Source organism: Arthrobacter sp. 01L42, assembly GCF_056400005.1.
Genome location: NZ_JBFTSL010000005.1, coordinates 1 through 25,856, shown reverse-complemented (window position 1 = coordinate 25,856; position 25,856 = coordinate 1). Strand labels below are relative to the sequence as shown.

At 65.0% G+C, this 25,856-nt stretch carries 24 protein-coding genes; 10 read left to right on the top strand and 14 right to left on the bottom strand.

Annotated elements, in window-relative coordinates; all coding sequences use genetic code 11:
• Positions 1-278 precede the first annotated feature (278 nt).
• The gene (locus AC1DN2_RS05490) at positions 279-1,319 is read left to right on the top strand and encodes a LacI family DNA-binding transcriptional regulator (protein WP_476849516.1); all 1,041 of its coding nucleotides are present in this window, start codon (positions 279-281) and stop codon (positions 1,317-1,319) included.
• Between the two features lie 214 nt (positions 1,320-1,533).
• Here the strand turns inward: AC1DN2_RS05490 and AC1DN2_RS05485 are convergent, their stop codons facing one another.
• Complete coding sequence (locus AC1DN2_RS05485) at positions 1,534-2,979, bottom strand: PucR family transcriptional regulator (protein WP_476849515.1); 1,446 nt, start codon at positions 2,977-2,979, stop codon at positions 1,534-1,536.
• Between the two features lie 216 nt (positions 2,980-3,195).
• Between AC1DN2_RS05485 and pxpA the strand changes: the two genes are divergently transcribed.
• The 6 genes from pxpA (at position 3,196) to AC1DN2_RS05455 (ending at position 7,907) form a co-directional block, all read left to right on the top strand.
• Positions 3,196-3,903 carry a 5-oxoprolinase subunit PxpA gene (gene pxpA / locus AC1DN2_RS05480; RefSeq protein ID WP_308288969.1) on the top strand — a complete coding sequence of 236 codons (708 nt, stop codon included), beginning with the start codon at positions 3,196-3,198 and terminating at the stop codon, positions 3,901-3,903.
• A gap of 36 nt (positions 3,904-3,939) precedes the next feature.
• Entirely contained in the window at positions 3,940-4,179 is a 240-nt protein-coding gene (locus tag AC1DN2_RS05475) for an acetyl-CoA carboxylase (protein WP_028276237.1), read from the top strand.
• 2 nt (positions 4,180-4,181) lie between these two features.
• The gene (locus AC1DN2_RS05470; protein ID WP_476849514.1) at positions 4,182-5,534 is read left to right on the top strand and encodes an acetyl-CoA carboxylase biotin carboxylase subunit; all 1,353 of its coding nucleotides are present in this window, start codon (positions 4,182-4,184) and stop codon (positions 5,532-5,534) included.
• On the top strand, positions 5,531-6,436 hold the full coding sequence (locus tag AC1DN2_RS05465) for a 5-oxoprolinase subunit B family protein (RefSeq protein ID WP_476849513.1): 906 nt from the start codon (positions 5,531-5,533) through the stop codon (positions 6,434-6,436). Before AC1DN2_RS05470 ends, AC1DN2_RS05465 begins: the two co-directional genes overlap by 4 nt.
• Positions 6,426-7,412 (top strand): 5-oxoprolinase subunit C family protein, encoded by a 987-nt coding sequence (locus AC1DN2_RS05460; protein ID WP_476849512.1) that lies wholly within the window; start codon positions 6,426-6,428, stop codon positions 7,410-7,412. The genes AC1DN2_RS05465 and AC1DN2_RS05460 overlap by 11 nt, the downstream gene beginning before the upstream one ends.
• A 210-nt stretch (positions 7,413-7,622) precedes the next feature.
• Positions 7,623-7,907, top strand: coding sequence for a hypothetical protein (locus tag AC1DN2_RS05455; protein WP_476849511.1), 285 nt, complete (start codon positions 7,623-7,625; stop codon positions 7,905-7,907).
• 3 nt (positions 7,908-7,910) lie between these two features.
• Here the strand turns inward: AC1DN2_RS05455 and AC1DN2_RS05450 are convergent, their stop codons facing one another.
• The 5 genes from AC1DN2_RS05450 to AC1DN2_RS05430 all read right to left on the bottom strand — a co-directional run bounded on the left by AC1DN2_RS05450 (position 7,911) and on the right by AC1DN2_RS05430 (position 15,063).
• Positions 7,911-9,122 carry an alanine racemase gene (locus AC1DN2_RS05450; RefSeq protein WP_476849510.1) on the bottom strand — a complete coding sequence of 404 codons (1,212 nt, stop codon included), beginning with the start codon at positions 9,120-9,122 and terminating at the stop codon, positions 7,911-7,913.
• A gap of 113 nt (positions 9,123-9,235) precedes the next feature.
• Positions 9,236-11,137 (bottom strand): primary-amine oxidase, encoded by a 1,902-nt coding sequence (locus tag AC1DN2_RS05445; RefSeq protein WP_476849509.1) that lies wholly within the window; start codon positions 11,135-11,137, stop codon positions 9,236-9,238.
• A 73-nt stretch (positions 11,138-11,210) separates the two neighbouring features.
• Positions 11,211-12,446, bottom strand: coding sequence for a saccharopine dehydrogenase family protein (locus tag AC1DN2_RS05440; RefSeq protein WP_476849508.1), 1,236 nt, complete (start codon positions 12,444-12,446; stop codon positions 11,211-11,213).
• A 58-nt stretch (positions 12,447-12,504) separates the two neighbouring features.
• Positions 12,505-14,061, bottom strand: a complete 1,557-nt coding sequence (locus tag AC1DN2_RS05435) for an APC family permease (protein WP_476849507.1) — start codon at positions 14,059-14,061, stop codon at positions 12,505-12,507.
• Between the two features lie 150 nt (positions 14,062-14,211).
• Complete coding sequence (locus tag AC1DN2_RS05430; protein ID WP_476849506.1) at positions 14,212-15,063, bottom strand: MIP/aquaporin family protein; 852 nt, start codon at positions 15,061-15,063, stop codon at positions 14,212-14,214.
• 197 nt (positions 15,064-15,260) lie between these two features.
• Between AC1DN2_RS05430 and AC1DN2_RS05425 the strand changes: the two genes are divergently transcribed.
• Together AC1DN2_RS05425 and AC1DN2_RS05420 are read left to right on the top strand one after the other, a co-directional pair.
• On the top strand, positions 15,261-16,040 hold the full coding sequence (locus AC1DN2_RS05425) for a potassium channel family protein (protein ID WP_476849505.1): 780 nt from the start codon (positions 15,261-15,263) through the stop codon (positions 16,038-16,040).
• A 70-nt stretch (positions 16,041-16,110) separates the two neighbouring features.
• Positions 16,111-17,814 (top strand): alkaline phosphatase D family protein, encoded by a 1,704-nt coding sequence (locus tag AC1DN2_RS05420; protein ID WP_476849504.1) that lies wholly within the window; start codon positions 16,111-16,113, stop codon positions 17,812-17,814.
• 51 nt (positions 17,815-17,865) lie between these two features.
• On the opposite strand, the gene AC1DN2_RS05415 is transcribed toward AC1DN2_RS05420, so the two are convergent.
• The 4 genes from AC1DN2_RS05415 to AC1DN2_RS05400 all read right to left on the bottom strand — a co-directional run bounded on the left by AC1DN2_RS05415 (position 17,866) and on the right by AC1DN2_RS05400 (position 20,578).
• Complete coding sequence (locus AC1DN2_RS05415) at positions 17,866-18,183, bottom strand: hypothetical protein (protein ID WP_223917034.1); 318 nt, start codon at positions 18,181-18,183, stop codon at positions 17,866-17,868.
• Between the two features lie 96 nt (positions 18,184-18,279).
• Positions 18,280-19,551: an MFS transporter gene (locus AC1DN2_RS05410; protein ID WP_476849650.1), complete on the bottom strand. Its 1,272-nt coding sequence runs from the start codon at positions 19,549-19,551 to the stop codon at positions 18,280-18,282.
• Positions 19,552-19,679: 128 nt separating this feature from the next.
• Entirely contained in the window at positions 19,680-20,195 is a 516-nt protein-coding gene (locus AC1DN2_RS05405) for a hypothetical protein (RefSeq protein WP_476849503.1), read from the bottom strand.
• 74 nt (positions 20,196-20,269) lie between these two features.
• A complete protein-coding gene (locus tag AC1DN2_RS05400; protein WP_230008448.1) occupies positions 20,270-20,578 on the bottom strand; it encodes a hypothetical protein in 309 nt (102 codons plus the stop codon).
• A gap of 93 nt (positions 20,579-20,671) precedes the next feature.
• Here AC1DN2_RS05400 and AC1DN2_RS05395 point away from each other — a divergent pair, with 93 nt between their 5' ends.
• Entirely contained in the window at positions 20,672-20,809 is a 138-nt protein-coding gene (locus AC1DN2_RS05395) for a hypothetical protein (RefSeq protein ID WP_476849502.1), read from the top strand.
• 34 nt (positions 20,810-20,843) lie between these two features.
• Here the strand turns inward: AC1DN2_RS05395 and AC1DN2_RS05390 are convergent, their stop codons facing one another.
• The 4 genes from AC1DN2_RS05390 to AC1DN2_RS05375 all read right to left on the bottom strand — a co-directional run.
• On the bottom strand, positions 20,844-21,929 hold the full coding sequence (locus AC1DN2_RS05390; RefSeq protein ID WP_476849501.1) for a DUF3616 domain-containing protein: 1,086 nt from the start codon (positions 21,927-21,929) through the stop codon (positions 20,844-20,846).
• Positions 21,930-21,966: 37 nt separating this feature from the next.
• Entirely contained in the window at positions 21,967-23,931 is a 1,965-nt protein-coding gene (locus tag AC1DN2_RS05385) for an aconitate hydratase (RefSeq protein WP_476849500.1), read from the bottom strand.
• A 123-nt stretch (positions 23,932-24,054) separates the two neighbouring features.
• Complete coding sequence (locus tag AC1DN2_RS05380) at positions 24,055-25,116, bottom strand: hypothetical protein (RefSeq protein WP_476849499.1); 1,062 nt, start codon at positions 25,114-25,116, stop codon at positions 24,055-24,057.
• 205 nt (positions 25,117-25,321) lie between these two features.
• A partial coding sequence (locus tag AC1DN2_RS05375) for a thiolase family protein (protein WP_476849498.1) occupies positions 25,322-25,856 on the bottom strand: 535 nt, incomplete at its 5' end.

The window sequence follows — 25,856 nt, the reverse complement described above, 5'->3', positions numbered from 1 at the left end:
GTTTGTTCTGTAACTGTTTCCGCACACTTACCCAATCGATTGGGTTGGTGGTTAAAAGTTATTCCTGCCATGTTTCCTGCAGATGCTCCCGGAAGTTTCAGGGGGGTAAATACTTCGCCGCCGGCTCCCGGGATTCCGTCTACCCAATCGATTGGGTACGCCGTTTGATTGACTATAGAATGTGAGGTGGGACACGTCAAGAGTGCCTGGACCAGAGATCCGGGCATTATCAGGCACTCTTGGTGATGACGACCTTTTGAGCTGAGGCAGGGGACTGAATGGAAGAGAGCACGGCCGATGGCCGCACCATCACGCTGAAGGATCTCGCGAGCGAGCTCGGAATCCACCCCTCGACCGTATCCAGGATCCTGCACTCGGGCTCCGAAGTGGCGCGCGGGGCAGCCTCTGTAGCTACCGCCGAACGCGTGCGCGAGCTCGCGCGGAAGCGCGGCTACTCCCCCGACCCGCAGGCCGCCGGCCTGCGGACGCGGCGCACGCATCTCATGGGCGTGATAGTTCCCCGGCTTTCGGACCTCGTTCTGGCGATTATGTACGAGGGCATCGACGAAGCCGCGGCGGAGCTCGGCTATTCCACGTTTGTTATGAACTCGCGCGATGAGCCCGAGGAACAGCGCCGCAAGACGGACTCCATGCTGGCCCGACGCGTGGACGGGCTGATCATCGGCGACGCACACCTGGACAGCGGCCTGTTGCGGGAGCTTGCCTCCCGGAAGGTGCCGTTCGTGCTCATGAACCGGCGCGTCCCGGGCTTCCCGTCGGCCACCTGCGACGACGTCCTTGGCGGCGAGCTTGTGGCCGACCACCTGTGGGGCATGGGGCACCGGGACGTCGCCGTGATCGCCGGCGAGCCCTATGCCAGCACGGCCGTCGACCGGACGGCCGGTTTCGTGGACCGCTGGCGCGCGCTGGGCGGGAAGATTCCCCCTGACGCCGTTGTGTGGTCCCGATTCGATACCGGCGGAGGACGGGAAGCGGCCGAGACCATCCTGGCTCACGGCAACTCCCACCCGACTGCACTGTTCGCCGTCAACGACTTCGCGGCCATCGGCGCCATGGGAGCCCTGCGGTCCCATGGCCTCGGCGTCGGCCGCGACGTGGCGGTGGTTGGCTTCAATGACACCTCGCTGGCCGCGGAACTGCCCATCCCACTCTCTTCGGTCCGCTCGCCCATGCTTGATATCGGGCGGACGGCGGTGCAGCTCCTCAAGGGCGTCCTGGACGGCCGGGAGGTCGAATCGGTCAGGCTGGAGCCGGTCCTGTGCGTGCGGGAAAGCAGCGGCTTCGGCATCGCGGTGTGACACTGCAAGAGAATCCTCCAGTCAGTCGAATCAGTGAGTGGAATCGGGAGGCCATGCGGGCACGCGCCGTCCGTCAATCCGTAGCCCAACCGTGCAGGCTCCACGCCCATGAGTTGAGGAGCCCATGACTTGAGAGTAGTGACCCGGGTCACAGCGTCCTATCGGAGGTTCGCCCAAGATTGGGGCGACTTTTAGTGCAAACTGCCCAGTCCCTTTAGCGGGCGGCCGCAACGATGCCGAGGGCGAGCATGCACGTGGCGCGGACTTCGCCATCGGACAGGTCCAGTTTCAGCAGCTCCTCGATTTTCCGCAGCCGGTAGCTGAGCGTATTCCGGTGGATGAAGAGTTCATCGCAGATCTTCGCGGAGTTCCCGCTGTGGCGCAGGTACGCGCCGAAGGTCTCCCGCAGCGAGCTGCCGCCGTCGGAGGCCAGGGGCGCCAGCAGTCGTTGGCACATCGCAACCAGACCCGGACTGGGCAGTCCCTGCACAATGCCGGCGAGATCTGCCAGCGGCGCCTGGTGCACCCCGGGCCGTCCCACATGACGGCGGGCAAGCTGAAGCGCCAGCGGCAGTTCGCTGAGGCCCGCGGATTCCGAGACGATGACGGACAGTTCCGGGGCGTCCGTAAAGAATCCGCGCGCAGCATCCAGTAAGTCGGCCGCCGAGTGCCGGTGCTGCAACAAGAGAGTCGTGAGTCCGGCCTCTTCCATGAACCGCACAGTGCCGAACCCGGCCTGTAGACCCACCCGGGCGCGCCATGCGATGGCGCGCAGCTTTGCGGGGGCCACCTCTTCTGAGCTGCCGATCAGCACCGCACCCCAGTCGCTGTCAGGATCGAAGCCGGACTCGAGGGCGTAGCGGCGCAGCGGCGTGGACGGCTCGCCGCGGTCCTCATAAAGGGCCTCCATGAAGCGTGCGGCTTCCCGGGAATGCAAGGGCGAATGGGACCCGAGGGTATAGCTAAGCTGCATAGCGATGACGGCGGCCACGGGGCCCAGAATGGGCTGCAGCACAATGTTGCTCCCGATCCCCTCAATGGCAAGCCTGAACTGCTCGGACTCGCCGCTGGGAAGGCGCAACGCGGTCCGCGCGGTCCCGCCGTGAGCCGCTCCCGCGGAAACAAGCTCGAAGGCGTTCTGGTCGATCACGGCCACCCTCGCATCGATGGCATCCGCCACCCTCTCCAGGACCTCCGCCAGGGAATGCCCGTCGGCCGCCAACCGGGTGCATTGGTCCGCCAGTTCCCAGCCCTTCCGCAACTCCTCATAGCGCTCGGCAGCGATGACCCGCTCCACGTGCCGCATGACCAACACAAAGGGCACCTGCGGCGCGAGCTCCAGCAGCGGCAGGCCGTGCACCTCGCAGGCACGGAGCAGGCCGGCCGGCAGCTCGCTGTGCGCCGCGCCCAAGCCGAACGCCAGCCCTGAGACGGGGACGGAAACCAGCCGTTCCACGTAGGCGTCCCAGGTCCTGAAGTCCTTGACGTTCAAGCCCATGCCGTTGGTCAGCACCAGGGCGTTCACGCTGAGGAAGGGCGTGGGGTCCATGTGTTCGGTGGGAGCGCACCAGGTGATGGGCCGGGCCAGTCGGCCCTCGCCGCCCGCAACCCGAAGCCGGATGTTGAGATCGGCGTTGTCTGCTAAATCAGAAATTCGCACGGGGCCCTCCCACTACGGCGGGCGTCCCCCACCGGACAGTGCAATAACCATAATTGATGCCCGCAGATTCAGCGACCTGCACAATATCGGGCACGTGAATTGCTGAGTAGCGTTGCACCCATGCAACCCAATGTGACTCCCGACACTTCTTCAGGCACCTCAGCCCACGCCTCTCCCTTCAGCGCTCCCCCCGCCTCTCCTTTCGGTCAAAGGCGTGTGCTCTTGAACTCCGATATGGGCGAAGGCCTTGGCCTCCACGAGTTCGGCAACGACGAAGAACTCATGCGCATCATCGACGTCGCCAACGTGGCCTGTGGGTATCACGCCGGCGATCCCGACGTCATGGAACGGACCGTGGCGTTGGCTGCTGAGCACGGCGTGGCGGTCGGAGCGCACCCCGGCCTGCCGGACATTGTGGGGTTCGGACGCCGCCGAATGGTTCTCACCCCGGCCGAGGTCGAATCGATCATCTTGTATCAGACCGGAGCCCTGACGGCGTTCCTCGCAAAGTACGGGCTGGAACTGAACCACATCAAACCCCACGGTTCCCTCTACGGCATGCTGGCCGGCGACGAGGAACTGATGCAGGCTGCCGCCGGCACAGCCTTGCAGTTCGGCGTTCCGTTTTTCGGGCTCGCGGGGACCGCCCACGAAAGCGTGTGCCGGTCCATGGGGGTGGATTTCGTGCCCGAACTCTATGTTGACCTCAACTACGGCCCGGCCGGTGAGCTGCTGATCCAGCGCCGCCCGGCGCCCACCGATCCCGACGCCGCCGCCGAGCGTGTCAGCAGGGCGCTGGCCGGCAAGCCCGTCCTCGCCGTTGACGGCACCGAGCTGGACATCCGGTTCCAAAGCATCTGCGTCCACTCCGACGCACCCAATTCTGTCGCAGTGGCCACCGCAGTGCGTGCGGTCCTGGGCTGAACCGATCTATCCAAACCATCTGAAAGAGAGCATCCCGTGGCAACCATCGTTTCCCCGCTCCCCGGCGTCTTTTATCGCAAGCCCGGCCCCGGCAAGCCGCCTTTCGCCAATGAAGGCGACGCCATCGAGGTCGGACAGACCCTCGGCATTATCGAAATCATGAAGCAGTTCACCGAAATCCAGTCCGATGTGGCCGGCACCCTGGAGTCGTTTGAGGTCAACGAGGGCGACATGGTCAACCCAGGCGACGCAATCGTCGTCGTCCGGGAAGGATAGCCATGAAGAAACTGCTCATCGCCAACCGCGGCGAGATTGCCGTTCGCATCGCCCGGACCGCCCGTGAAATGGGCATCGAAACATTCGTGGTGGCCAGCGAAGCCGACGTCGAATCCTTGGCTGCCCGGTCCGCTGACCACGTCGTCGTGGTGGGTCCGGCGCCTGCCACCGCCAGCTACCTGAACCAGGACGCCATCGTCGCCGCGGCCGTGGACAACGGCTGCGATGCCGTCCACCCGGGCTACGGGTTCCTCTCCGAGAATGCGGACTTCGCCCGGAAGGTCGCTGATGCGGGCCTGATCTGGGTGGGGCCGCGTGCGGACGCCATCGCCATGATGGGCAATAAGTCCTTGGCGAGGGAATCGGCCCGGAAGGCTGGCGTCCCCGTGCTCCGTGGCTCGGACGGCCCCCTCGATCCGGCGGCCGACGCCGTAGAAATCGCCCGCAGCATCGGCTACCCGCTCGTGATCAAGGCTTCCGCCGGCGGCGGCGGCCGGGGCATCCGCTTTGTGCACAGCGAAGGCAAGCTTCTGGAATCCATTGAGCAGACACGCGGCGAAGCGGCTGCTGTCTTCGGCGATCCCACCGTTTACCTGGAACGCTTTGTCCAGCATGCCCGTCACGTGGAGGTACAGGTCCTCGGCGATGGAACAAACTTCATCCATCTCGGCGACCGCGACTGCTCTATGCAACGGCGCTCCCAGAAGGTCATTGAAGAAGCACCGGCGCCGGACCTCCCGGACCACGTCCGCCAGAGGATCCGGGATTCCTCCGTGGAACTCGCCCGCGAGTGCGGCTACAGCGGCGCCGGAACGGTCGAATTCCTCTATGACCCGGTCAACCATGAAGCGGCGTTCATCGAAATGAACACCCGGATCCAGGTTGAGCACCCGATCACCGAGCAAATAACGGGCGTCGATCTGATCCGCGAACAGCTGCAGATCGCGTTCACCGGGGCGATGTCCCTCCGCCAGGACGACATCGCATTCAATGGCCACTCCATCGAATGCCGTATAAATGCCGAGGACCCCGACCACCACTTCTTCCCCAGCCCTGGCCTCATCACGGCCATGGACTGGCCCGCCGGCGCAGGCGTCAGGGTGGACACCGGGGTGGAGACCGGTTCCACGGTCACTCCGTACTACGACTCCCTGATGGCCAAGCTGATTGTGCATGCGGACACCCGCGAAGCGGCCATTGAGGCGATGCTGACGGCCCTGGATGAGACCCGCATCGAAGGCGTCAAAACCACCATCCCGGTGCACAAGAAGCTGCTGAGCCGGCCCGAATTTGCGGCCGTCACCCACCACTCGAAATTCCTTGAAACCGTCCCCGATCTGATGGAGGCACAATGAGCAGCCCGGAACCCGCCGTATTGGAGGCCCGTTACACCTGGGGCGGAGACGAATTCCTGTTCGTTGAGGTCGCGGAGTCCATGAGCCTGGCCGCCAACTTCAGGGTGATGTCCATAGCAGCGAAGCTTTCGGCCATGCAGCTGCCCGGCATCGTGGACATCTGTCCCGCCAACGCCTCGCTGCTGGTGCGGTTCGATCCCGATGTCCTGCCGCCGTCGACCCTTGAAGAGACCGTCCGGACCATTGAAGGGGATCTGGCGCACCATCACGACCATTCGCTGGAAACCCGGATCGTCGAGGTCCCGGTCTGGTACGAAGACCCGTTCACGGCGGAAGTGGCCGAGCGATTCCGCGAAGGATTCCATCAGGAGCCCGGCGGCACCGACATTGACTACGCAGCCAAGGTCAACAACCTCAAGGACGCCGCCGAATTCATTCAGCGCCACCATGAGCAACCTTGGCTTGTCTCCATGGTTGGCTTCGTCGCAGGCCTCCCGTTCCTCTTCCAGCTGGTGGAGCAGGAAAAGCAACTCGAAGTACCCAAGTATCTGAGTCCGCGCACCGACACCCCCAAACTGACCGTGGGCCACGGCGGCTGCTTCGGCTGCATTTACTCCGTGCGCGGTGCCGGCGGCTACCAGATGTTCGGGGTCGCTGCCGCGCCCATCTTCGATCCTGCCCAGTCCCTGGCCGATTTCAAGGACTTCATGGTGTTCTTCAAGCCGGGCGACATCGTGAAGTTCAAGCCCGTCACCGAGGCCGAATACAACACCATCCAGTCTGAGATCTCCGCCGGAACGTTCCGCTACCGGCAGGTGCCCGTGACATTTGATCTGCCCAGGGCGCTGGCGAATCCCGCGGGCTACAACCAGGAACTCATGGAGGCCCTCAATGGCGTTTGACATCAAGAACCCCGGCCTGGCCACCACAGTCCAGGACCAGGGACGCACCGGCCACTACAACGTGGGCATCCCGCAGAGCGGTTCCCTGGACCAATACTCGGCCGAACTCGGCAATGCCCTGGTGGGCAACACCGCCAAGGAAGCCGTCCTCGAATGCACGTACCTGGGCCCGGTACTGACCACCGACCAGGATGCCGTCGTCGCCGTTACCGGGGCACCGGTTGAGGTCAAGGTCAACGGCGACGCCCGGCCCCAGTGGACCCGGCTCCAGCTGAAAGCCGGCGACGAACTCAGCTTCGGGGTCATCCGGGGAGGCACGCGCTACTACATCGCCGTTCAGGGCGGCATCGATGTTCCTGAGGTGCTCGGCAGCCGGTCCACCTACAGCCTGGGCGCGATCGGCGGGTTCCAGGGCCGCAAGCTGGAGGCCGGTGACCAGATTCCGGTGGGCGCCCCGCTCAACGCCGGAGCCCTGCCCGACGCCGATACAGTTCCGGAGGAATTCCGTCCCCTATTCGCCAAGGAACAGGCCGTCCGGATCGTCCTGGGCCTTTACGACCACCGGCTCACCGACGAAGGACTGGACAATCTCCTCCACAGCGAGTGGAAGGTGACCCCGGTGGCTGACCGGATGGGGCTGAGGTACTCAGGTCCCGGGGTGCAGTGGAAGGAGCGGGAGCAGCCATTCGGCGCCGGTTCCGACCCGTCCAACATTGTTGATGCCGGATACGCTGTCGGCTCCATCCAGATTCCCGGCGGCACCCAACCGATCATCCTGCACCGCGATGCCGTCTCCGGCGGCGGTTACGCCATGGTGGGCACGGTCATCAGCGCCGACATGGATCTGGTGGCCCGGGCCGCCCCCGGCACATCCACCAGGTTCGTGGCAATCAGCCTGGACGAGGCCCTTGTGGCGCGCAAGGAACTCGCCGAGCTCAAGAGGAACGCCCGTGGGGCCATCGGCGCCGGCGGCTGAGTAGCGGACCGGCGGCTGAGTAGCGGCCGGCGGACTAGGGCGGATAGACCGGCACAGGAGCCTTGTGCTTCTGTGCCCGCGGGTCCTTACTGGTGGGAGGAGACCAGGCCGCCCGCCACCAGGGCGCGACATCGCAAGGATCCAGCTCCCGGTTCAACGGTTGGGGCGGCAGGCGCTCCAACCGTCGAACCTGGATCTAGGAGGACAGTCATGTTCGCTCGCGTCAGCACGTATCAGCCCGGCCCGGACAGCTCCGGGGCACCCACAGACGACACCGTCAACCGGGTGCTCCAGCTGCCCGGATGCCTGGGCATCTATTACCTGCTGGGGAAGGACAGCAAGTCACTGTCAATCACGCTGTGGGCGGACGAGCAGGCCCTCGCCGGCAGCCAGGAGGCCGCAGCCAAGATCCGCGCCGAGACCAGTGCGGAGCAGCACATGCAGATCCTGGGCGTGGAGGAATTCGAAGTGCTGACCAGGCAGCTCAAGGATTGAGCGTCAGGACGGGGCGTAGCCACGGGCCAGGGACGACCGGCGGAAGTCGGTCTGCCACACGTCCGTGTCCTGCCCGTCGGCGTCGGTGAGGACGTAGTCGGGCCAGCGGTCAAACGCGGAACAAGGATGGGAAATCCCGAAATCCACCGTGTCGGTGACATCCACTCCGGACACCCCGGTGAGCACCGCGTGATGGTCAAAGAGATTGCGCACCGCTGCGGTTGCGCCGGGCTTGAGGGCTCCGTCCGCGGTCCGGACCGAGAGGACGCTGGGCAGTCCGGCGTCGTAGGGAAGGTCCCGCTTGCCGGCACCGACGACGGCCAACCCGGCTTCGGGCGTGGACAGGACGATCGCGCGAACCGACAGCGCCGGAATGAGTCCCGGAACGGGGCTGACGGCGGCATAGGTGCCGTGGTCGTGGGTGACGTAGCAGCCCGATCTGAGAACAATTCGTGTTCCGGGCACCTGGCCGCGATCGGGAAGGAACTCAACCACGCGGTCCGGGAACGCGGAACCACCCATGGAGTAGATGGGAGTGGCTGTCTCAAAGAACTCCGCCGCTTCCAGATAGATGTCCCGCACCAGCCGGCAGTGCCGGTCAACCGCTGTGACGTTATCCTCGGCCCTGCTGTTGGGCACGACGCCTTCATACCCGGCAACACCCACCAGCCTCAGTCCCGGCGTGGCACGGACCAGCCCGGCCAGCCGCAGACCCTCGGACAGGCTGCGGATGCCGGTGCGCCCGCCGGGAGTTCCGACGTCGATCAGCACCTCCAGGTCGGCCGCCGCGCCGTCGAAGATCTCGGCAGCCACCTTCACGCCTGCTGCCGAATCGACGAAGCAGCGGATTTCCCGGGCGGGATCTTCCTCCAGCCAGGCACGGATACGCGTTAGCCCGGACCTGTCGACGATCTCGTTGGCGACGAGGACGCGCTGATGACCCCAGCGCAGTGCGGAGGCGACTTGATCCACGGTGGCGACTGTGACGCCGACGGCGCCGGCCGCCAACTGCCGCTCGATGATCGGTGCCGACATCGTTGTCTTGACGTGCGGCGCGAGGTCCACGCCCCGCTCCCGGCACCACGCCGCCATGACCCGGATGTTGTTCTCGAGGGCAGCGCTGTTGAGCCGCAGTTGCGGATACGCCGGCGCCGTGAGGGGCGTTGCCGCGAAGTCCGCATCGGTTCCGTCCGATCTTCCGCTCAGCCTGCTCACACGTATCCCCTGTTCTTCGGTCCCAAAATGCTGCCTCGACTCCGACAAATCTACTTCAGTGACGTGTCTACCGGAGTGACGTGCCTCTGGCGGCACGCCCAGGCCCGGGCCGCCTAGACGTCCAGCGCCGGGTTCCGGTCGAAGAAGCCGGCCGGCTTGAGCCAGAACGCGACTGTGTCCACCGGCATGACCGGCCACTCCTCCGGTCGTGGGATGTGGTGAATGCCGAAAACGTACCAAAGGACGACGTCGGTATTTTCCACGGACCGCCCCTGCCGCACCCATTCGGGCATTCCCAGCCCGCCTGTGCCCTGGTTCACGAACTCGCCGGCCGGCCAGCGTTCCGCGGCATCGTTGGGCGTCACCCATACCGTGTGCCCGATGACCTCCGCACGCTGGAAAACCGGAGATGCCGGGTCAAAGAACGACGGGAAAGCTGCGCCGGGCACCAGCTTGTACGACACCGGGGTCCCGAGCCCGTTGACCGAGTTGTCGTTCGTCACCGTCCAGGCCCGCTGGGTCTCCCAGGAGTAGTCGTCGTGCCCCTCGGTCGTGATGGGGGTCTTGTTCTGATGCAGGGCGAGCCCGTACGGATTGTCCGGACCCATCGGGACCATCGCGGTTTCCGAACGGTACACGGTGTTTGCGGTGCCGTCGATGTCCAGGTCGAGCCGGGCCACAAGGAAATGCTGGTGGAAGGGTGCGTAGGTCCGGTTGTCCACCAGCGTTCCGCTCGGATGCTGCTGGCCCTCGCCGAAATGGCTGACCACCATGATGCCGGTGGCCCTCACCTCGCACTCAATGTTCCCGTCCTGGTAGAAGCGCCAGTACACCAGGTATTCATAGTTGGCCACGGTGACATGGAAAGAAATCACCAGTCGACGTATCCGGCGCACTTCCATGCCGCCGTCGTGGTCGATGTGCTTCCATAACACCGCCCCATCCTCTTCGTGGATGCAGATGGCGTTCCTGATGGTGTAGGGCTCCCCCGCAGAATTGTGCATGACCGCATCCAAATACCGGATTTCCCCGAGGCAGTCGCAGCCCAGTTCCAGCGACGTCGTCATGAATCCCAGACCCCATTCGCCGACGTCGAACGCGGTGCGCCGGTAGTGGTCATCGCTGGGATCCCGGTAGGGAACGGCCATTTCGGCGAAGGACAGGCGGTTCGCGATCGGCCGTTCACGGCCGCCGTCGCGATAGCTGACCCGGTGCAGCGTCAGCCCTTCGCGGTAGTTGAACCCGACGCGCAGGGACCAGTTCTGCCAGCTGATCCTGTTGCCGTCCATCTGAAAGGAAACGCCTTCGGGCTGGACAATGTCCAGCGGCTTGAGCGGTTCGCGGGTGCTTGCGTCGCGGAGCCGGTCCGGGATCAGCGCCGGGACATATTCGCCCATGATCTCGGGACGGTCCACCGCAAAGGTGTCCTCGATGTCCAGCAGCTCCATGGACGCCAGGTCAATGACGCAGTGGAACCCGTTGACCGGCCCCGCGTACGGGTTGGCGCCCGCACCGGCACGGACCCACGTGTCGGACCAGCCGATCCGGCGCCCCTGGTGCTTCTCCGGGATCATTGACAGGCCATAGGTCCACACGTCCATGAAGACCAGGGACAGATCAGTGATGCCGCGTTTGGCAAGCGCGGCGATCACCTGCGGGTGGCTGCGCAGCGCTGCGTCAGCTTCTTCCCACTCATCGACGGTCATGTTCGCCTGAACGCCAGGGATATGGGTGAAGGAGAGGACGACCCCGTGAGTCAGCGATAGCCGCGCCTGGTAGGTCTTGTTGGAGGACCGTTCGAAGCAGTTCACCCCGACGATCCGTTCCGGAGCCGGCGCGTCGGCATCGGCTTCGAAGGCGGCGACAGCGGACTTTTCCGGTTCGATCAGCTCGATGGCTGCCAGCCGCCACGCCGGAAACGTGACGCCCTGTGCGCTGGCGAGCAGCTCCGCCGCGGCACGGAACTCGTCCGCGCTCAGCGGATCCAGTGGATGAAACTGGGCCGAAATTCTCACGGCGCTCTCCTTCTCTCAGACCACGTCCACGGCCCCGACAACCAACTGGAGCCGCTGGACCGCTGGCGGATCCTTAGTTCGTTTCCTCCCTGACGTGCCAGGGAGAGCCATAGCCTTCCGGCTCCGGGGCTGCCATCAAATCCAAGAATGGCTTGGACGGGAAAGCTTCGGGCCCCAGGACGCCGGCCCCTGTCCAGAGCCCGGCGGCAAGCAGCTCCAGGGCAATGATCGGATTGATGGCCGTTTGCCACACAACGCATTGACTGGCGTAGTTCTCCATGGTCCACGCATTGTCGACCACATGGTAAAGATAGGTACTCCTCAGGCTGCCCTCCTTATCCTTGCCTCTTACCAGTACGCCGGCACACGTTTTACCCGTGATTTGGGGTCCGAGCGTGGCGGGGTCCGGCAGACACGCTGCGACAACGTCCCTCGGACTGACCAAAGATCCTTTGACGTTCACCGGCTCCGTGGAGTCGAGACCGAGTTTGTGAAGAACCCGGAGCACGTCGATAAATTCGTTTCCCAGGCCGTATTTGAAGTTCACGGATTTAGCATCGATCCAACGCGGCATGAGAAGGACTTCCTCGTGCTCCACATTGACGCATTCGACTGGCCCAATGCCCTCAGGGAAATCAAAGACTTCGGGCTCGCTAAATGGCTCCGTGGTCCTCCAGCCATGATCGGATGAATAGACAACTGGCGGGTTAAGGCATTCCTCAATCGTTGTCCAAATAGAGAATGAAGGGGCAAAGTCATATCCTTCAACCACCAGGTTGGCCCCGTCCCGGACGGCCAGTTCGTCGATCTCGGAGAACAGGAATTCCTGGGCATAGGCGGCAAGAACATCCGACAAACCGGGTTCGACGCCCATGCCGACCAAGGCGAGGCGGCCGGCGGCTTCCCATTCGCCGGACCGTTCAAATTGGAGATCGCCCAGTTTCACCCCCGGGCGTTGATACGGCACTTCCGGATGCGGCGTGGACAGCGACATGGCCATATCGAGGTAAGTGGCACCGGCCTCCGCTGCGCCTTCAAAAATAGGCATCACAAAGCGCGGATCAATAGCATTGAGGACGTGCGTTATGCGGTGCCGGCGTATGGCATCTGCAACGGCCCCCTTGCTCGACGCATCCAGGGCCATCGCCCCGAAGCGTTGACGTAGTTCAGGAGGAACGGATTCCACGACAGATTCCGCGCGCGCCGCATCGTAGTCTGCGACAATATATTCTTCGAAAAAGCCCCTGCGCGCGGCGATGCCGGCGGCTGCTCCGCCCACGCCGCCTGCGCCTATGCATAGGATCCTCATTGGTGTCCTTCAGGTGGGGGAGCCACGACAGCGGACGAATATTCTATGGCGATCCGGCTCATGAGTCCAAACTCCTGGGCAGCGTCTGACCGCGGAAAAAGTCCGGCTTCCGGATCCACCAGATCGCCATGAGCACGGCCCCGATCAGCAGGCCGCCAACGCCCACGACTGCCTCGGCCCCGACACCGAAGATCGTCACGTTGTTGCCTTCTGCGTCCTGCAACCAATCAGGCTGGGCGAAGTTTGACAGACCGTAGATGAAGACGGCCGCCAGCATGAGGCTGCCAACCAAAGGGAACAGTCCGCGCATGATGAAGTTCCGGAACGACGACGTGAGTGTCTTGCGATAGAACCATACGCAGGCGAGGCCGGTCAGTCCGTAGTAGAACGCGATCATCAGCCCAATCGACCCAATCAGGGCGAGAAGTAGAACCGGGCTGATGAACGTGAAAACGAGGTAGAAGAACGCTGAGGCGAGGCCCATACCGATGGTGGACCAGGTCGGCGTGAGGTATTTCGCGTGGATTCGGGCAAACTTTTCCGGGATCGCCTTGTGGACCGCCATTGAAAGCGTAGTGCGTGCTGTCGGAAGGATGGTGGTCTGCGTCGACGCCGACGCCGACGTCAGGATGGAGAATCCGAGAAGCGTCATGAGGATCGATCCAACCGGGCCCTCGCCGAACAGTGTAGGTCCGATAGCCGAAAATACGTCGGCAGAGTTTTCCGGGTTTGCCAGTCCGATTCCCGAGTCGCCGACGCCGGCAAAGGCCACGGCGGCGACGGTCACGATCGCATACGTGGCCAGCAGGAGAATCGTGCTGATGATGGCCGCGCGCCCTGGCGTCTTCTCAGGGTTCTTCGTCTCCTCATTCACAGAGACGGCAGTGTCCCAGCCCCAGTAAATGAAGATCGCAGTGAGCATTGCCGGGGCAATAGTCTGGCCAAAGTCGAGCGTGAACGGATTGAACCAGTCCCACTGCGGGATGAGGGAGTACGGCTCGGCCGTTCCCGAATACACCCTGATCAGTGCGAAGCCCGCGAAGAAAATCAGGATTGCGATTTCAAACGAGAGCAGCACGTACTGCACGTGGGCCGTCAGCTCGATGCCCCGATAGCAGATCCAGGTCATCACCGCGATCCATGCCAGACCTGCAATCGTTGTCGCAACGACGTTGCCCGCCAGCTCCGCGACTTCCGGCAGCCCGAATCCTCCGACAAAAATGAACGAATACGCGCCAGCGATCTGAGCCAAATTGGCCATGACGACTATGTCGGCGATGACAATCCCCCAGCCACCCATCCAGCCGGTGACTGGACCAAACGCTCGAGTTGCCCACGTGAACGTTGTGCCGCAGTCAGGCTCAGCCTTGTTTAGCTCCTGGTAAGCGACCGCGATGAAGTACATAGGGACGAAGGCTAGAAGGACGATTCCGGGTGCCTTGACCCCTGCGAAGACAGTGCCGCCGACGACGATGAATCCCAAACTGGCCGCGAGGCTGTAGGCCGGGGCCGTCGAGGCCACACCCACAACGACACTTGATACGAGACCGAGCGCACTCCCTTTCAGCCCCTTGCTGCCAACCTCTTTGGACCCTGAATGAACGGTGCTTGCCATCTTGTCTCCCAACCGAGGAACCGGCAGCGCCGGTAGCCGAGTCCAAACTTTGCCCAACGAAGAGCGGGAGACCTATGCGTAACTAATGCAAATAATCCAGCTTCTGGAGATTTCCCGCAAGGGGTGGATAGGTCGGGGCAGCCTTGCCCGCTACGGCTTCTCTTCCTCGGCGGCCTCGGTGAAGAGGGCACCCTGCGCGGCTCCCGAGCCCGACCTCCCGCCGCCCGCTCCGCGCAGGATGAATGCGATACCGACGGCGGCCGCCGCGCCGACCAGCGGCCCGGCGACATACACCCAGTAGTCGCTGAAATTTCCGCTGGCGAGATCCGGCCCGAACGTTCGTGCCGGATTCATCGACGTGCCGGAGATGGGGCTGCCCCACAGGCCTGCCAAGGCAATGTATGCGCCGACACCGAACGCCCCAAACAGCCCGACGTTCTGGGCCCCGGAGGCGGTTCCCAGGATGACGCTGACCAACACCATCGTCAGCAGTGCCTCCATCAGGAACGCGGCGCCGGCCGAATAACCAGCCGCCGGATAGTTTGAACCGTAGGTGGCGGAGACCCCGATCACGCCCTGCAGCAGCAGGCAGGCGAGCGTCGCGCCAATGAGCTGAACGACGATGTAGGCCGGCACCCGGCGCCACGGGAAGTCACCGCGGAGCGCGAACGCAATGCTGACCGCAGGGTTCAGATGCGCGCCCGAGATCTTGCCCATGAACAAGATGATGCCCATGACCATCAGGCCCGGAGCCACCACTGCCGCCGTGCGGCTGATGACGCCGGGGAACGCCTGGCCCATCATGCCGCCGCCGGCCGCGACGACCACGAGCAGGAACGTGCCGTATAACTCCGAGAACAGGCGCCGCCATTCCTGGCGCGGATCATTAAAGTCCTCAATCCGCTGCAGGACGCTTTGCTCCACTATTTCAAGTATGTTGGGTATGACGTCGTGATGCGCGTGGTCCCGGCGAGCGCCGTCTTTGTCCTGATTTGCCGCCATGGCTGTCCGCCTCCGCAGGTTCTGGCCATGTGGTCTGCCGTGCCCAGCCTCGGTCTGCCACCTCAGAAGGCCAATGTACCGCTGACGGCGACAGTTGTCAGCGCTCCGCGGGTGGCTCGCTGCCAGCGGGTGGCTCGCTTAGGGTCAGTGTGGCAATTTCGAAGGACATCCGAGGGACAAAGTCCTAGCATTCAGCCATGAGGCAAGAAACCTGGCAAAAGTATTCCGAGTGGCCCCTCGTCGGTGCGGCTTTTGTTTTTCTGGCGGCCTACTCCATCCTCGTCATTGCAGAACCGCCGCAGCCCTACGCCGACCTTCTCGGAATCGTCGTGGGGTCAACGTGGGTCGCCTTCGGCGCCGACTACATTGTGAAGTTGCTCCTGGCGCCCCAACGGGGCCGGTGGTTCGTCCGCCACCCCTTGGACCTGCTCATGGTGGTGCTCCCCGTTGCGCGGCCGTTGCGGCTCCTGCGTCCGTTCACCTTGCGCCGGGTCATGGAACGGGCCCCGGGCACCGCCATCAGGACCCGCGTCCTGGCCTACGTCATTGTCTCCGCGGTCCTCCTGCTCTACACGGTCGCCCTGAGCGTCTTCAATTTCGAAAAGAGCGCACCGAACGCGAATATCACCTCGATGGGCGACTCGTTGTGGTGGGCAATTGTCACCATCACAACGATCGGCTATGGCGACTACTACCCCGTAACCGTTCCGGGCCGGTGGGCTGCGGCCACGCTGATGGTCGGCGGGTTTGCAGTCCTGAGCATGGTCACGGCGGTGGTGTCCTCCTGGCTCGTTGAAAGTGTGACGGCAGCAACCAATCTGCGGAGGCGATCGGACGAAGGCATCGGCAGCGAGGAACGTGCCCGCCTCGTGGCCCAGATCAGCAGGCTCCATGACCAGCTGGCCCAGGGACCGGGCGATTCCGGCAGTACCCCGGCCCTCGGAGGGACACCCAAGGAACCGCCTCAGGGGCATTGACGCTGCCTGCGTACGCTTGGACTTTCCTGACGCCATGGCCGCAGCCGGCCGGAGCAGGTACAACTGATTCATGACCACCCCTTCCCTGGTGCTCGGCCCTATGGTGCGGTACGTGGATGAGACGTCGGCGAGTGTCTGGGTGGAGACCCAAACCGCTGCCCGGGTTTCCATCCGTGCCGGCGGCCGGGGCTGGGAGGCCCGCACATTCGCAGTTCACGGCCACCACTACGCGCTGGTGGAATTGGACGGGCTGGAGTCCGGCACGGTGACGCCGTACGCCCTCGATATCAACGGAACGCAGGCCTGGCCCGACCCCTCATCCGGGTTTCCGCCGTCCATGATCGCCACACTGGCCACCGGTAAGCCGCTGCGGATGGCATACGGCTCCTGCAGGACCAGCGTCCCGCACGATGCATCCGGCAACCGGACCCATGGCGTCGACTCACTGCGCGCCTATGCGCTGAAGATGGCCTCCGGCGGAGACCTGCCGTGGCCGGATCTTCTGGCCTTCCTCGGAGACCAGGTGTACGCGGACCTGACCAGCGAACAGATGCAGGAGTTCATCCGCGGCCGGCGAGACATCAAGGCACCCCCCGGCGAAGAGCTCAAGGACTACGAGGAATACGCCCACCTGTACTTTCTGGCCTGGTCAGACCCCGCGAACCGATGGCTGCTGTCGACCCTGCCCAGCGCCATGATCTTCGATGACCACGACATCCGCGACGACTGGAATACCTCGCTGAGCTGGAAGAAGAAGATGGAGGCGACCTCGTGGTGGCGTGGGCGGATCGTCGCGGGACTGGCCTCGTACTGGGTCTACCAGCATCTGGGGAACCTGTCACCGCAGGAACGGGCTGAGGATGCCGTGTGGCAGCGGATCATCGGGCACACAGGCGGGGATGAGCTCGATGTGGGCGCCGAGCTGGACAGCTTCGCGGAGCGGGCTGATCGGGACCCCAAATCCTACCGGTGGAGCTACTGCCGCGACTTCGGCGACACCCGGCTGATCGTGGTTGACTCCCGCGCAGCCCGGGACCTGACGCCGGACGACCGGGCGCTGGTCGATGCGGTGGAAATGGCGTGGCTGGACGACCGGATGCAAGGCGGCTTCCGCCACCTGCTCGTGGCGACGTCCCTGCCTTTCCTGTTGCCGATGGGCCTGCACTACGTCGAGTCGTGGAATGAGGCCGTCTCTGAGGGCGCGTGGGGTAACCGTGCCGCCTGGGCCGGCGAGAAGCTGCGCCAGGCGCTGGACCTGGAACACTGGGGCGCATTCCAAAACAGCTTCCGGGAACTGGCGGCCATGGCCAGCGAAGTCGCCGACGGCAAACGCGGCCCGGCACCGGAAACAATCATCTTCCTCTCCGGGGACGTCCACTACTCCTACGTTGCGGAGGTGGAGCGTGCCTCGGGCAGCCGGATCCTGCAGGCCGTCTGCTCCCCCATCCGCAACCCGTTGCCCCGCCTGATGAGGTCCTTCGCGGCCATCATGTCCTACGGCCTGGCCACCCCGGTGGGCGCCTTGGTCGCGCGCTCCGCCAAGGTGCCGGACCCGCCGTTCCACTGGTCCGGCATCCGGGGGCCCTGGTTCCAAAACAACGTGGCCTGCCTGGAGGTGGTACCGGAAGGGCTGAAATTGTGGTGGCAGACCGGGGTGGTGGACGACGGCGACCACCTGCATCCGAGGCTGGAACGCGTCGCTACCCTCACGGTGTCTCCGCGGAGCGCGCAGGACCCCGTCCACGGACAGCAGGGGCAGCAGCGAAACGCATGACGCGAGTTTCTTGTGATCCCCGCGTCTGATCCCCGCGTCGGCGCAGACGTTCTACCGAAGGTCGCGGTCAGCGGCTGCCACGTTCTCGATGGCGACCGTTTCGATGATTCTGGTCGATGGCTCACCGACCAGCGCCGGCGCCGTCACACCCGTTTTCCACGTATCGTTCTGCAGCCGGCCCAGGAAGTCCACCGCCGCCGCCTGCGTATCGAAGTCCATCTCCAGCATCACGTAGTCCTGCTGGTCAAGCGGGCGCGAGATCCGGAATGACCGCACGCCCGACGCGGCGCGGTCCAGCGGATCGCTGTCGAAAGCCCTCCGCCACATGTCAAAATCCCGGACCTGGTGTTCGATCTGCAGGGTAATCACTGGGGCGCTCCTGTCGACGGTTCTACACGCCCACTGTAGGCCCCGAAGGCCCCGCCAAGTAAGGAGCATGGCCGAAGTGTTATTCCGGCTGGCGTCTTACGCCGGCTGGGATCCGGTGTTGGTGCTGGTCGGGGCGTTGGACTGATCGGCCTGGTGGCGTTGCCGGCGGCTCGCCAGCAGGAACGGCACCGCGATCAACTCGATCACGCCGCCGATCGCCAGCGACGCGGCATAGCCGTACACATCTGCCGCCCGTCCGAGCAGCGGCTGGACCACCACGCCACCGCTTGAGCCCATGAGTGAATCGAAGCTGAGCACTGTGGCGCGCTGCTTCGAGGCGATCATGTCGTTCAGGTACGCCTGCCGCACCGGTATGCCCGCCGAGGACACCACTGCCCAGAGCGCCAACAGCACCAGGGCCAACCAGAATACGTGGGTGAACCCGAGCACCACCAGGATCACCGTGTCCACGACGCTGCTCAGGATCAACACGGTGGTGCGCCGGCGGACAAGGCGCCGGATGCGCGGAGCCGTCCAGCCGCCGAGCACCTGCGCCGCGGCCACGATGGCCGCCGCCAGGCCCGCGACAGAATACGCGTGGGGGTCCCCATAGAGCTCGAGCAGGTACGGCTGCAGGGCGTAAAACACATAGATCCCGACGCCGAAAGTGAACGGCGCGGCCAGCATCACGTAACGTACGGGCGGATTCTTCAAGCCGTTCTCGATCGAGGCGGCGAGTACAGCACGGGTCGCCTGGAGGGGATGGGTCGAGCGTTCGGGGGTGAACCCGACGTCGCGCATGAGCCCAAACGCCACCGCGAACATGGCCAGCAACACGCCCACGCGCATCAGGAACGGCACGCCCAGATTGGTGGCCTGCGCGATCACGCCGCCGGCAACAGAGCCGGCGAGCATCGCGACTCCGGCGACCATCTGGCCTCGACCGAGCACCGCTTCCATCCCGCCCTCGAACCCAGAGAAGCGCAGTGCATCGACGAGCCAGGCCTCCACCGCTCCGGAGAAGAAGGTGAAGCCCAGGCCGAGCAGGACCGACACCACCGCCCACCACCAGAACGGGGCGGAGAACTGCCAGAGCAGGTAGTAGAAGTAGGTCGAGACGGCGAGGGTCACGGTTCCGAGCAGGAACGAGACGCGCCGGCCCCAACCGTCGGCAACCACCCCGGTGGGCACCTCGAACAGCACCATGCCGGCCGTGAAGAAGGCATTCGCGGCAAACGCCTCGAAGTTGCTGAGACCGGCGTCGAGCAGGAAAAGGGTGTTGATCCCCCAGATGAACGAGGCCGCAAGGGTATTGCCCAGCGTCAACGTCAAATAGATGCGCTGAATCTTTCGGGCGGCGGCGTTCATCGCGTCGCCGTCCCCGCCAGGGCGAGGAGGGAGCACGAGCCCATTCTCGTCTCCGCTGCCGGCACGCGCCAGTGCACACCAGGCGCAGGGCAGGACGCGAACGGTCGAGCCGACGATGCCCGGTCTGCTCAGCTGCCCTGGTTCGTGTAGAACGACCGCCGGCGGGCGTACTCATGGACCCGGTCCAGGGTGGCGATCTGGTCGCGTGCCTTGGTGGCCAGTCCGTCGAACCTGGAACCGTCCAGTCCCAGATCGCCGGAGAGATCCTGCAGCGTCTGCCACAGCCCTAGTTTTCCCATCACCGCCGACCGCATGACCTCGGACTCCAGCACCAGCGTCATCGGCGAGCGGCTCACCACCCGCCCGTTGAGCTTGAGTCGGCCGGCACGCTCCGCAACCCACGCCGCCACCCGCCGCGGAGTTCGCCGTGGCAGGCCAAAATCCCCCACTAGTCCGCGCAGGTACTCCCGCTCCTGCCTGATTTGGGTGGCAAGTGCCGCAAGTTCGGCGTGGAAGGGGGTGTCCGTGAAGTCGCGCGCCATGCGCTCTATGCGGCCCTGCCCCGCTGTGGCTCCCGCGAGGTGGTCCGAGAGGTAGAGCCCGAACAATTTCTTATCGATTTTTCCGGAAATCTGCGGTGCCATGAATGCTCCACTCTGATCGAAGGGTTGCTTCGGGAAACATCACCCTACCGGAGGGCATGGCGGGCCCAGAAGTTCTATCGGGGCGCGGAATCGTCGTGCGCCGGCCGCACTGACCCGGCGTCGGGATCCATCGCCACGAGCCCGGCGTCGTCCTTCACCTCTGTCAGTTCCTGCGCCACGTCAGGCTTGAGCCAGGACGCCACCACGCTGACTCCGCCTCCGTCGTCGCGGTCGATCACGACGTCGATCTCGGAGGCGGCCGCCCCCATGCGCGACAGCTGCTCGCGATATGACGCGACGAGCATCTCCAGGCTTTCCTCGGTCCACTCCCCCGGCCGCATCCTCGTTGAGATTTCGACCGGTTCAGGCTGATACAGCGTCATGAAAGTCCTTCCCGTGGGGTTCGATCAGGGTGAGCACGACCCCATTCTCGCCCCCTGCGCCGGTGTGCGCCAGAGCAGGGACATCGGGCCGCCATGGCGCCAGGGCGTTCCGAAGTGAACTACGGCTATTCCCAAGTACTCCCCGCACTCGATCACCTGGGCGCGATGCACAGCGACGTCGTCGTTCCTCTCCTGCAGGCCTGGCTGGGAAAAGTGGGCCGGCAGCAATAGGAACATCTCCCCGGGACTGTCGCGGCGCCGGTTCCTATGTGCTGAGGCGGAAAACGTCGGCTTTGATCGCGTGGCGTCCGGTCTTGCGCTTCCCCGACGGCGTCCCATACAACACCAAGGCCGACCGGTCATCGTCGAGAACGGTGATCCCCTCGGCATGGTCCTCGTCCTCACCGAACGGCGCGTCAAATTCGCAATGCAAGTCGTCTTTCGGCAGGACGGCCTCGGCCTGCGACGTCAGCGCGCCCCGCCAGCGAAACACGGCCGCGCGCCCGTCGAGTTCCATGGTGGGTCCTGCCAGGACGAGCAGGTCCCGTCCGTGACGGCACAGATCCCGCACGCCCAAACCATGCAGGCGAAGGAAGTGCTTGCGGTAGCGACGATTCCCGGGACCGATCGGCTGCGGCTCCAAGCCGGGCCCGCCACCAACCTGGAGCTCTATGATCATCGCCCACCCACGCAGCACCGGCCCGCGCAGACCGATGAACACCCGGTCGCCCGCTACGGCGAGGCCCTCGCAGTCAATGCCGTTGTCCTTGCCCGGGATCGGGCGACCGGTCGTCGAGGACTGGATGAAGCTTCCAAGATGTGGGTCATCAGCCAGCAGATCCACCAGGTCCGTGCCCCGGCCGAGGCCCAGCACGGCGGGGCGCTGCTGCTGCCCCGTCCGGCCGCCGTCCGGATCGAGGAGGACCTTAGTCGAAAGCCGGGCCAACACCCGACGGCGCTGGCTGACCTCCACTGTCGCCAGGGAATCCTGCGCTTCTGCGGGTGTGGCGTTGTTCTTGACCTGTTTGCGGGCCGAGCTGTGCGATCCAAGCAGCCACAGCGTGTCATCCTCGACATCGAGGCCCTCGATGTCCATCTCACCCCTGTCCCCGGGCAGCTCAAGGAGGTGGGTGAGGTCGAAGCTGCGGTGGGTGCGGGCCTGGCCGCCGGCCTCCAGGGTGAGCCGTTCGAGGCTGGTCGTCTCGTCATTGGCGACCCAAAGGTGGGAACCCTGCCGGGCGACCGCGGACAACCCGTCGCGCAGGTCAGCCTTCGGATCCAGGGTGCTGCGCTGGTCGAGTACGAGGCTGATTTCGCCGGAGGGCTCGTCCGGCCGCGGCCATCCGCTCACCGCGGCACACCCATCCTCGTCAGCGGTGATCGGCAGCTCATTCCCGCGCTCTCCGTTCGCGCAGCCAAGGGATGAGGCCACCTGCCAGGAGCATGTCCACCTGACGGCTGGAGAGACTGTGCCGCACAGGGTAGACCTCGTCTCGGGTCCGGTTCTCCACGAGGATCTCCTTGCCTGTGAGCAGGGCGTCGTGTATCCCTGTCAGCGCGAGCACATCGTCCTGTTCGATGCGGTCATGATCGGCCGCATTTGTGAACTCGACTGCGAGGACGCCGAAATTGGCCAGGTTCTGCCAGTGGATCCGCGCGAACGAGACGGCCACCACTGCGCGCAGCCCGAGGAAGCGCGGGGTGATAGCTGCGTGTTCCCGTGAGGATCCCTGGCCGTAGTTCGTGCCGCCGACCAGGATGTGCCCGGTGGAGTCGCGGGTTTGGGCGGCGCGGGCGGCGTAGGTGGGGTCGAGCTGGTCGAAGGTGAATTCGGCGAGTTTGGGGATGTTGCTGCGGTAGGGCAGAACGCGGGCACCGGCAGGCAGAATCTCGTCCGTCGAGACATCGTTGCCCACCACCAAGGCCACCGGTGCCTCGATGCGGTCGGCGAGTGGGCCGAAGACCGGAAGCGAGGAGATGTTTTCGCCCTTGACCAGCGCTACTTTGCCGGCTTCCTCCGGCGCCAACGGCTCCTCCAGCATTGCCACGTTCACGCTCGACAGCGCGGGAAGTTCGATCTCGGGATACTCAAGGTCGAAGAGCTCCGTCAGGTCCCGCGGGTCGGTGATAATTCCGGTGAGCGCAGCAGCCGCAGCCGTCTCCGGTGAGCACAGGTAGACCGAGTCCTCCTTCGTGCCCGAACGGCCGGGAAAGTTGCGGGGCATAGTGCGCAGGCTGTTGCTTCCGTTCGCGGGGGCCTGTCCCATCCCGATACAGCCCATGCATCCGGTCTGATGCAGCCGGGCTCCGGCGCTTATCAGATCAAACGTGGCCCCCATCCTGGTGAGGTCCTGCAGGATCTGCCGGGAACTCGGGTTGACGTCGAAAGACAGTCCAGGGTGGCATTGCCGTCCCTTCGTGAGGGCGGCGACCATTGCGAAGTCGCGCAGGCCCGGGTTCGCTGAAGACCCAATCACTACCTGCGCCACCGGCCTGCCAGTGACCTCCCGCACCGGAACGACGTTGCCGGGCGAGCTGGGCAGGGCGATGAGCGGCTCGATCGTGACCAGGTCGATCGCGTCGGTCACGTCGTAGGTGGCACCGGAATCGGCGAGGAGTTCGGTGAAATCGTCCTCGCGCTGTTCGGAGCGCAGGAAGGCCCGCACCTGGTCGTCGGCCGGGAAGACCGTGCTCGTCGCACCGAGTTCGGCGCCCATATTGGCAATCACGTGCCGGTCCATCGCGCTCAGTGTGGCGAGGCCGGGACCGTAGTACTCGATGATCCGGTCCTTGCCGCCCTTCACGCCGTGCCGGCGAAGCATTTCGAGGATGACGTCCTTGGCACTGGTCCACGGTGGCAGCTTGCCGGTAAGCCGCACGCCCCAGATCTCCGGCATCTTCAGGTAGAGCGGCTCGCCCGCGATGGCCAGGGCCACCTCGGTGCCGCCGACCCCGATTGCCAGCATCCCCAGCGACCCAGCGGCCGGGGTGTGACTGTCGGAACCGACCATGGTCGTGCCCGGACGGCCAAACCGCTGCATGTGGGTCGGATGGGACACCCCGTTTCCAGCCTTCGAGAACCACAGACCAAACCGGCGGCAGGCCGAGCGGAGAAAATCATGGTCTTCAGCGTTCCTGCTGTCGGCCTGCAACAAGTTGTGGTCCACGTACTGCACGGATACTTCAGTTTGTGCCCGGTCCAGCCCGATGGCCTCCAGCTCGAGCATGACCAGCGTCCCGGTCGCGTCCTGGGTGAGGGTCTGATCGATATGCAGGCCAATCTCACGGCCGGGAATCATCTCCCCGGCCACCAGATGGGATGCGATGAGCTTTTGGGCCACGTTGTAGGCCACGGTGTGTTCCTTACTCGATGGCGAGGCCGGATGCCTCCGCCGTCAATGAACCGGACACCGGGCACTCCCCTTTATCCCCAAATTAGCCCACTCCGGGCGCCGGGAACAGTGGGGATTTGACGCTCATCGTGGCCCTGCCGGAAACGGTGCGCTCCTGGTGTTCAACGAGCTGAGGAAGGCCAGTGCCGCGGCCAATCCCGCACTCAGCACAACGGCTCCCAGCCACATCGACACTGGCCATTGAATCGATGCAGCCAGGGCGATCCCAGCCAGTTGGCCGGTCCAGATGAGTGCCGCCAGCACGGCGGTGACCGCCGGCAACGTGCGCCTCAGCCACGGGCCCGGCCGTCGGGCAAGCAGCAGATCCGCCGCTACCGCGATGATCGTGGCTCCGGCAGCACCGGCGACCGCGGCCGGGCGCAGCCCCGACATGGCCAGCGGCAGCCACGCCACCACGGCGACCAGGATGGTGGCAATACCGAAAGGCGGCCTTCGGGCTCCGGAGAAGGTGTAGAGGAAGGGGGCGATAATCAGCGCTGTGGTCACCAAATAGCTGGCCAGTCCGAGGGCCGGGGGCAGCTCCGCCTGGGTGTGCCCGGGGCTCCCGATCGGCGTCTGTAGATAGGGGACGGCCGGCGGGGTCCGGACGAACGCCGAGCAGTAAATGAGGAAGAAGGCTCCCAATCCGGTCATCAGGGCGAGAGACAACAATGCAGCCGGCGTCCATGAGAAGGCTTCTGCGCCGCCGGCGGCCCGTGCACTGCGGATACCGGTGCCGAGGATGAGGAAGAGGCTGAACCCCAGCAGCAAGTGGGTGGGGCTCACCAGCGCATCGAGGGAAACTTCGATGCCCAGGATCTCGTGCCAGGCCAGATCCAGGACGCCCGCGACGGCGAACAGGACCAGTCCGATGACCGTGCCCGTGTAGCCGGCCGGCACCGACCGCGTCAATGGCCGCCCGGGCTGGCGGTTCCTCCAGATCACACTTGCCGTCCACGCGGCGGTGGCCACGAGGCCCGAATAGAGTGCCGCGTGCCAGGGGGTGAAGAAGGTTTCAAGCCCGGGAACGTGCAGGTGGGCCCAGCCGTCGAGGAACACAGCCAGGAGGAGCCAGATGCCCAGCAGTTGCGTCACAAGGTCGTTCCGCGCACCGGCCCGAAGAGTCTGCGCTGCCGTGTCAACCATCGTCACTCTCCTCGCACACGCCGTGCCGTCACCCTCGCCGTGCCATCACCCTCGCCGTGCAGTCCAGGGAGGCCGGGACGCCCACACTTGGCCCGCGTCGAATGGTTAAAGCTTGGACCTCCCGGTGTCCGACCGCCAGTGCTGCATTCCCTCAGTCCGTCGCTGGTTGTGCCGACAGGTTATGCCTGCGGGTTAAGCCTGCGGGTTATGCCTGCCCGGTGGTGACGTTTTCGAGCACGACGGCGAGGCCCTGGCCGACGCCGATGCAGATCGCGGCGACGCCCCAGCGCTGCCCGGAGGCCTGCAGGGTACGGGCCAGGGTGCCCAGGATCCGCCCGCCGGAGGCGCCGAGCGGGTGGCCCATGGCGATCGCGCCGCCGTGCCGGTTCACGATTCCCGCGTCGATGCCCCAGGCGTTGATGCAGGCCAGGGACTGCGCGGCGAACGCCTCGTTCAGTTCGACGGCGCCGACCTGGTCCCAGCCGATCCCGGCCTTGGCGAGGGCCTTGTTCGCGGCCTCGACCGGGGCGTAGCCGAAGTACTGCGGGTCGTTGGCGTGCGCGCCGCGCCCGGCGATCCGGGCCACAGGCTCCAGGCCCAGGAGCCCGGCGGCCTTTTCACTGCCCAGCCACGCCGCGGACGCGCCGTCGGAGAGCGGGGACGCGTTCCCGGCCGTGACGGTGCCGTTCCCGGTCCGGAACACGGTCTTGAGCCCGGCGAGCTTCTCCGCCGAGGACCCG

Bases quoted from the DNA above. Each gene is read 5' to 3' on its own strand.
- AC1DN2_RS05410 (WP_476849650.1), bottom strand. From the start codon at position 19,551: ATGAACGCCGCCGCCCGAAAGATTCAGCGCATCTATTTGACGTTGACG.
- AC1DN2_RS05460 (WP_476849512.1), top strand. From the start codon at position 6,426: ATGGCGTTTGACATCAAGAACCCCGGCCTGGCCACCACAGTCCAGGAC.
- AC1DN2_RS05440 (WP_476849508.1), bottom strand. From the start codon at position 12,446: ATGAGGATCCTATGCATAGGCGCAGGCGGCGTGGGCGGAGCAGCCGCC.
- AC1DN2_RS05470 (WP_476849514.1), top strand. From the start codon at position 4,182: ATGAAGAAACTGCTCATCGCCAACCGCGGCGAGATTGCCGTTCGCATC.
- AC1DN2_RS05455 (WP_476849511.1), top strand. From the start codon at position 7,623: ATGTTCGCTCGCGTCAGCACGTATCAGCCCGGCCCGGACAGCTCCGGG.
- AC1DN2_RS05380 (WP_476849499.1), bottom strand. From the start codon at position 25,116: ATGGTTGACACGGCAGCGCAGACTCTTCGGGCCGGTGCGCGGAACGAC.
- AC1DN2_RS05490 (WP_476849516.1), top strand. From the start codon at position 279: ATGGAAGAGAGCACGGCCGATGGCCGCACCATCACGCTGAAGGATCTC.
- AC1DN2_RS05435 (WP_476849507.1), bottom strand. From the start codon at position 14,061: ATGGCAAGCACCGTTCATTCAGGGTCCAAAGAGGTTGGCAGCAAGGGG.
- AC1DN2_RS05405 (WP_476849503.1), bottom strand. From the start codon at position 20,195: ATGGCACCGCAGATTTCCGGAAAAATCGATAAGAAATTGTTCGGGCTC.
- AC1DN2_RS05465 (WP_476849513.1), top strand. From the start codon at position 5,531: ATGAGCAGCCCGGAACCCGCCGTATTGGAGGCCCGTTACACCTGGGGC.
- AC1DN2_RS05395 (WP_476849502.1), top strand. From the start codon at position 20,672: ATGGCGCCAGGGCGTTCCGAAGTGAACTACGGCTATTCCCAAGTACTC.
- AC1DN2_RS05400 (WP_230008448.1), bottom strand. From the start codon at position 20,578: ATGACGCTGTATCAGCCTGAACCGGTCGAAATCTCAACGAGGATGCGG.
- AC1DN2_RS05425 (WP_476849505.1), top strand. From the start codon at position 15,261: ATGAGGCAAGAAACCTGGCAAAAGTATTCCGAGTGGCCCCTCGTCGGT.
- AC1DN2_RS05420 (WP_476849504.1), top strand. From the start codon at position 16,111: ATGACCACCCCTTCCCTGGTGCTCGGCCCTATGGTGCGGTACGTGGAT.
- AC1DN2_RS05430 (WP_476849506.1), bottom strand. From the start codon at position 15,063: ATGGCGGCAAATCAGGACAAAGACGGCGCTCGCCGGGACCACGCGCAT.